The sequence below is a fragment of the Neobacillus drentensis genome, assembly GCF_036966985.1.
Classification (GTDB): domain Bacteria; phylum Bacillota; class Bacilli; order Bacillales; family Cytobacillaceae; genus Neobacillus; species Neobacillus drentensis_E.
In genome coordinates this window covers 1-6,948 of the sequence record NZ_JBALSN010000119.1, presented here as the reverse complement: position 1 = coordinate 6,948, position 6,948 = coordinate 1, and the positions used below count along the sequence as shown (strand labels likewise).

The following is a 6,948-nucleotide window of genomic DNA, read 5'->3' as shown; positions in this document are numbered from 1 at the left end:
CTAATCCTACTTTTTATAAAACAAAAGATAACTTGTTCAGACAGAGGCTCCAAAGTCCATTCCGTATTTATTCGTGTTTGTTTCCACCACCCACAAACTCTCTGAACCGAATGTAAATACGTACTACTCTTTATCATCGCCTTTTAAGCAACTATACAATTGTACTTAATTATAATGAAACGAATAATTATTTTCAAGTCAGTTAAAAATAATATATGACAAGGGCAATAAGCATAAACAGCCCATTAATAAGCCCGTAAAAAACTAAGGGTTTTTGGTTGAAAGTAACAAGTTCTGATAAAGGAGGTATTTCATCAAAGCGTCTTTTGTTCTGGCCTCTTTGAAATGCAAAACTAAAGGATCTTGAAATGACGTCATAGAATCCTGAATGAATAGTAAAAACAAGCAATGAGGTAAGCAGGAGTCCTGCAGAAAAATAAAAAGATATATTGATATAGCTTAACAAAGAAATTTTGTGATAATTAAGGAACGAAATTAAAATAATCACTAGTTGTGTGAATGCTAAGATTAAGAGCCTTTTCTTAAGTTGATAATTCACTAAATAACCTCCAAAAGATTGATTTAATAGGGGTTCACTTAAGTATATTATATTAAAAATCCGTATAAGTCTAAATTATAACACAGGGAAATGTAATGATAACGTAAAGATTGTTTCTAAAATGTAAATAAAGTTCAAAAAAATAATGTACAAAATGTAGAAAATATGTATAATAGAGAATGTAGTAATTTTTCAGAATAATAGAAAAGGGAGGTCTACTAGTGAAGAAATCAAAACTTTCACTACTATTAGTACTATCACTAGTTCTTAGCATGTTCCTTGCAGCATGTTCGGGCGGAAACAAGAATGAAGGTACGTCCAAAAATGAAGGCGATAACAAAGCCGGCACTGAAGAAACTCAATTAGCAGATGAGCAAGTTCTAAATGTTCTTGAGTCTGCAGAAATTCCTTCAATGGACAGCGTAATGTCTCAAGACGTATTGAGCTTCACAATGTTAAATGCTACAAACGAAGGACTATATCGTTTAGATCCAGACCAAAAAGTTATTCCTGGAGTTGCTGAAGCAGCACCAACTTATAATGATGATAAATCAGTTATCACAATTAAATTAAAACAAGATACAAAATGGTCTAATGGTGACCCTGTAACTGCACATGACTTTGTGTTTGCATGGCAACGTGCAATTGATCCGAAAGTTGCTGCTCCATACGGTGCATACTTTATGGAAGGCAAAATCAAAAATGCATCTGAAATTGTTGCTGGTAAAGCAAAACTTGATGATTTAGGTATTAAAGCTCTAGATGATTATACTTTGGAAATTACTTTAGTAAGACCACTTCCATACATCGAATCTTACTTAACTTTCCCATTGTTCTTCCCGCAAAACAAAAAGTTTGTTGAAGCGGAAGGCGATAACTATGCGAAAGATGCAACACACCTACTTTACAATGGTCCGTTTAAAATGACTAAATGGGATGGTCCTACTGGTACTGAGTGGGTATTAGAAAAGAATGCTGATTATGTAAATGCAAAGGACGTTACTTTAGAGAAAATTAACTTTAACGTTTCTAAAGATCCACAAGCATCTGCAAACGCATATACTGCTGGTGAAGCTGATATCACACCAAAACTTGCACAAGCTGCAATCCTTTCACAATTTGAAGGACAAAAAGATTTACTTCGCTATCAAGAGCCATCAATCTGGTGGTTAAAAATGAACGAAAAGAACCCAGCATTGAAGAATGTTAATATCCGTAAAGCAATTGCTTTAACTGTTGACAAAAAAGCTTTAACTGAGGATGTATTAGCAAACGGATCAATCCCTGCTGATTTCCTTGTACCAAAAGGTTTCTCATTCTTAGATAGTAAAGATTTCCGTGACACTGCAGGAACTTACTTAAGCACTAACAAAGACGAAGCTAAAAAGCTTTGGGAACAAGGTCTTAAAGAAACAGGACTTAAAGAAGTTAAGTTTACTTATGTAGGTCAAGATACTGAAACTTCAAAAGTAACTGATGCATTCGTTAAAGATCAATTAGAGAAAAACTTACCAGGATTAAAAATTACAATCGAAGCAGTTCCTTTCAAAATTCGTATTGCTCGTGAAGATGCTGAAGATTATGATTTATTAATGGGTGGTTGGGGACCTGACTACGCTGACCCAATGACTTACATGGATCTATGGGTTACTAACGGCGGACAAAACCACATGAGCTATAGCAATCCAGAATTTGATAAGTTAATCAAATCAGCTAGTGAAGAACTTGTAGCTAAGCCACAAGATCGTTGGAAAGCTCTTCAAGATGCAGAAAAAATCTTGTTAGAAGATGATGCAGCTATCGCACCACTTTACCAACGTTCAGTGAACCTACTAATCAATCCTAAGGTTCAAGGTTTTGCTCACCACGCATTTGGTCCTGACTATAGTTACCAGTGGATTAAAATCACAAAATAGTAACTATAACTAATCAAATAAAAAGAGAGTATATTGGTAAATATACTCTCTTTTTACCTGTGTGAGAATTGTCGTAATATGTCGAAAATTCAAATTAATTAGGAGGTGTAGGCATGGTCAAATATATACTAAAACGTGTTGGCTATATGATTATTACACTTTTTATCGTAACATCGCTTACCTTTTTCCTCATGAAGCTAATTCCAGGTAGTCCTTTTAATAACTTCGAAAAGCTGTCGGAAGTTCAGAGAAATATTCTGCTGGATAAATATGGATTGAACGACCCCCTGCCTGTTCAATATTTTAACTATATGATGAGCTTGGTAAAAGGGGATTTAGGAGTTTCCTTCCAATTTGATAATACCCCTGTAACAGAACTTATTGCAAATCGCCTGGGACCTTCTGCACAATTAGGTTTTCAAGCTATGGTAGTAGGTTCAATTTTAGGTATCTTATTAGGTGTAGTTGCTGCATTAAAGCAAAACACTTGGATAGATTACGGTTCTACTTTTATCGCAGTAGTTGGTAAATCTATCCCATCATTTATTTTTGCTGGATTAATGCAATATTATATTTCGGTAAAATTGGGCTGGCTTCCAGTAATGTTATGGAAAGGACCTGAATATACAATTCTTCCTACTATTGCACTAGCGATGTTCCCAATCTCGATTGCAGCGCGTTTTATGCGTACTGAAATGGTTGAAGTATTAGGGTCTGATTATATTACTTTGGCGAGAGCTAAAGGTGCGAGCCGTTGGCAGATAAGCTTTAAGCATGCCTTAAGAAATGCCTTAATACCTGTTGTAACCGTCTTAGGGCCTTTAGCAGTTAGTTTAATGACTGGCTCCCTTGTTATTGAACAAATTTTTGGAATCCCAGGAATTGGTGAGCAGTTCGTTAAATCAATTAATATGAATGATTACCCCGTTATTATGGGTACTAACATTTTATTTGCAGTCCTATTTATCGTAGTAATCTTAATTGTTGATATTCTTTATGGAATCATCGACCCACGTATTCGTGTATCGGGGGGGAAAACTAAATGAGCAACAAAGACATAACAATTTCAAAGGATATGTTTGCTCCTGTCCATATTGATCCATCAAAAAGTGAAAAAATTGCTAAACCAAGTTTGAATTTCTGGCAGGATTCATGGCTAAGAGTCAGGAAAAATAAAGGTGCTGTAGTCAGCATGGTTATCCTGGTAATCATGATTATCATGGCCTTTGTGGGACCAATGATTACGCCATATGACTATGATACGCAAAACACTAAACATAATAATTTGCCACCGCGAATTCAAGGTTTAGAAAATGTTCACTGGCTTCCTTTTGATGGAACTTTGTCAAGAAGAGATGGTACAGTTTATAACGCTTATGAAGTTCGTAAGGTGGATGCCTATTATTGGTTTGGCACAGATGGTTTAGGCCGAGACCAATTTGCACGTGTTTGGAAAGGTACACAAGTATCGTTATTTATCGCTTTTATGGCTGCGTTAATTGACATGGCTATTGGGGTTGCATATGGAGCCATCTCAGGTTATCTAGGTGGACGTATAGATAGTGTAATGCAGAGGATTATCGAGGTTATAGTGGGTATTCCGAACCTGATTGTTGTTGTTTTAATGATTCTCGTGTTAAAACCAGGTATTATCCCAATTATTATTGCCTTAACCATTACGGGATGGACAAGTATGGCCCGTGTGGTACGTGCCCAAGTATTAAAATTTAAAGGTCAAGAATTTGTTCTTGCGGCTAAAACATTAGGTGCTTCAAATTCGTCTATTATTTTTAAACACATGATTCCAAATATGTTTGGAGTAATTATTATTAATACGATGTTTTCTATCCCGAATGCCATTTTCTTTGAAGCATTTTTAAGTTTTATCGGGTTAGGATTACAGGAACCTCATGCATCTCTTGGAACATTAGTAAATGCAGGATTTAAATCGATGATTGCTTTTCCTTATCAAATGATTATTCCTTCCATTATGATTGCGTTAATCATGGTATGCTTCAACCTTGTTGCAGACGGATTACGTGATGCATTGGATCCAAAAATGCGTGATTAGAAGGCAGGTGGATGTAAATGGAGAAAATTTTAGAAGTAAAAGACTTAAATATATCGTTTCATACCTTTTCAGGTGAAGTTAAAGCTATCCGTGGTGTAAGTTTTGATTTATATAATGGCGAAACATTAGCCATTGTAGGTGAATCTGGTTCAGGTAAATCTGTAACCACCAAATCAATCATGCGTTTACTTCCTGAGCATAATTCAGAAATTAAAGGCGGACAGATTCTATTTGATGGCAAGGATTTAACAAAATTAAAAGATAAAGACATGCAAAAAATCCGTGGAAAAGACATATCAATGATTTTTCAGGATCCGATGACATCTTTAAATCCAACCATGAAAATTGGCAACCAGATTATGGAACCACTTATTAAACACCAAAACATGAGCAGACACGCAGCAAAGGAAAGAGCAATTGAATTATTAAAGCTAGTTGGTATTCCTAAGGCGGAGTTACGTGTGGATCAATATCCGCATCAGTTCTCTGGTGGTATGAGGCAAAGGGTTGTTATCGCTATTGCTTTGGCATGTAACCCGAAAGTACTCATTGCNNGAAAATTGATACATCAATTATTTTTATTACGCATGATCTTGGTGTGGTTGCAAATGTAGCCGATCGTGTTGCTGTTATGTACGGAGGGAAAATAGTTGAAATTGGGACTGCAGATGAGATTTTCTATAATCCAAAACATCCGTATACATGGGGATTAATTAGTTCGATGCCTGATATGGATACCCAAGATGATGAACTATTTTCTATTCCGGGAACACCACCAGATTTATTAGATCCACCAAAAGGGGATGCGTTTGCCCCACGTAATCCATTTGTTATGAAGATAGATTTAGAGCAAGAACCACCATTCTTCAAAGTGTCGGATACGCATTATGCTGCAACATGGCTGCTCCATCCGGATGCACCAAAAGTCGAACCGCCAGCTGCTGTTCTAAGACGGCAAAGTCAATTTTCTGGTAATGCAGATTTAGTCAAAGTTGGAAAAACTGATCAAGCACCATTCCCTGAAAATAAGGAGGGGAAATAAATGGCTGAAAAAGAAAAATTACTTGAGATCAAAAATCTCAAGCAATATTTTAATGAAGGTAAAACAAATGAAGTAAAAGCTGTTGATAATGTATCCTTTGATATCTATAAAGGTGAAGTAATGGGCCTTGTGGGTGAGTCTGGCTGTGGTAAATCCACAACAGGACGTACAATTATTCGTTTGTATGATGCTACTGGCGGAGAAGTTTTATACGATGGAGTAAATGTTCATGGGAAAAAATCAAAGAAGCAATTAAAAGATTTCAACCGAAAAATGCAAATGATCTTCCAAGACCCTTATGCATCTTTAAATCCTAGATTAAAAATAGCAGATGTTATTGCCGAGGGAATTGATATTCATGGTTTAGCAAAGTCTAAGGAAGACCGGATGGAGCAAGTGTATGAGCTCTTAGAAACCGTGGGCTTGAATAGAGAACATGCAAACCGTTATCCACATGAATTTAGTGGTGGTCAGCGTCAACGGATTGGAATTGCACGTGCACTTGCTGTTCAACCTGAATTTATTATTGCCGATGAACCGATTTCCGCACTGGATGTTTCTATCCAGGCTCAGGTTGTAAACCTAATGAGAAAACTGCAAAAAGAGAAAAGCTTGACCTATCTGTTTATTGCTCATGATCTTTCAATGGTTAAATACATTAGTGATCGGATCGGTGTTATGTATTTTGGTAAAATGGTGGAGCTTGCATCTGCGGATGATCTCTATAAAAACCCACTTCATCCGTATACACAATCACTTTTATCAGCAATTCCATCTCCAGATCCAATCAGTGAACGGACTCGTAAGCGGAAGTCTTATGACCCGGCAAGTCATAATTACGAGCCGAATGAAACAGTGGAATTTAGAGAAGTTACACCAGGTCACTTTGTATTATGTTCTGAGAAAGAATTCAAACAATACCAAGCACAATCTAGATAATCATAAAAAAACGATCTCGCATTTGAGATCGTTTTTTCCCTGTTAACGACAATATTTAAGTATTCTTATTTCCGATTTCCCCCAACAGTTTTCCATCCAGTCTGGTATTTGGCACTTTCATCAACAAATTCACTTCGATTTTTACCACCGAATACCTTTTCACCAAAACTGTTCGTAATAACACCCATTAAGGCTGTGATTCCTATAATTAATAAAGCAACAACCGTTAAATCCAATATGTATGAGCCCATGGTAATAACCCCTCCATTAATCAGCTGCTTAGAATATTTGTGGTGCAAATTTAAATATCTCCTACTTTATTGTAAAAGAACTTACCGTTGATTTAAAGAGGAAATTAAATTACATCGATATGTTTTCAAAAATAAAATGAATGCGTTTTCATTTCGGATTTATAATTGAG

General features: G+C 36.1%; 6 protein-coding genes and 1 pseudogene. 5 read left to right on the top strand and 2 right to left on the bottom strand.

Features of this window, described 5'->3' with window-relative positions; translation table 11 throughout:
* Positions 1-202: 202 nt before the first annotated feature.
* Positions 203-508 (bottom strand): DUF3899 domain-containing protein, encoded by a 306-nt coding sequence (locus tag V7659_RS32090; protein ID WP_420491713.1) that lies wholly within the window; start codon positions 506-508, stop codon positions 203-205.
* Between the two features lie 272 nt (positions 509-780).
* Here V7659_RS32090 and V7659_RS08245 point away from each other — a divergent pair, with 272 nt between their 5' ends.
* The 5 genes and pseudogenes from V7659_RS08245 to V7659_RS08225 all read left to right on the top strand — a co-directional run bounded on the left by V7659_RS08245 (position 781) and on the right by V7659_RS08225 (position 6,527).
* Positions 781-2,475 carry a peptide ABC transporter substrate-binding protein gene (locus tag V7659_RS08245; RefSeq protein WP_335539333.1) on the top strand — a complete coding sequence of 565 codons (1,695 nt, stop codon included), beginning with the start codon at positions 781-783 and terminating at the stop codon, positions 2,473-2,475.
* 113 nt (positions 2,476-2,588) lie between these two features.
* Entirely contained in the window at positions 2,589-3,521 is a 933-nt protein-coding gene (gene opp3b, locus V7659_RS08240; protein WP_144553652.1) for an oligopeptide ABC transporter permease, read from the top strand.
* Complete coding sequence (gene opp3C / locus V7659_RS08235) at positions 3,518-4,546, top strand: oligopeptide ABC transporter permease (protein WP_335539332.1); 1,029 nt, start codon at positions 3,518-3,520, stop codon at positions 4,544-4,546. The genes opp3b and opp3C overlap by 4 nt, the downstream gene beginning before the upstream one ends.
* 17 nt (positions 4,547-4,563) lie before the next feature.
* Positions 4,564-5,588, top strand: a pseudogene (locus V7659_RS08230) (ABC transporter ATP-binding protein).
* A complete protein-coding gene (locus V7659_RS08225; protein ID WP_335539331.1) occupies positions 5,589-6,527 on the top strand; it encodes an ABC transporter ATP-binding protein in 939 nt (312 codons plus the stop codon).
* A 65-nt stretch (positions 6,528-6,592) separates the two neighbouring features.
* On the opposite strand, the gene V7659_RS08220 is transcribed toward V7659_RS08225, so the two are convergent.
* On the bottom strand, positions 6,593-6,778 hold the full coding sequence (locus V7659_RS08220; RefSeq protein ID WP_335539330.1) for a hypothetical protein: 186 nt from the start codon (positions 6,776-6,778) through the stop codon (positions 6,593-6,595).
* Between the last annotated feature and the right edge of the window lie 170 nt (positions 6,779-6,948).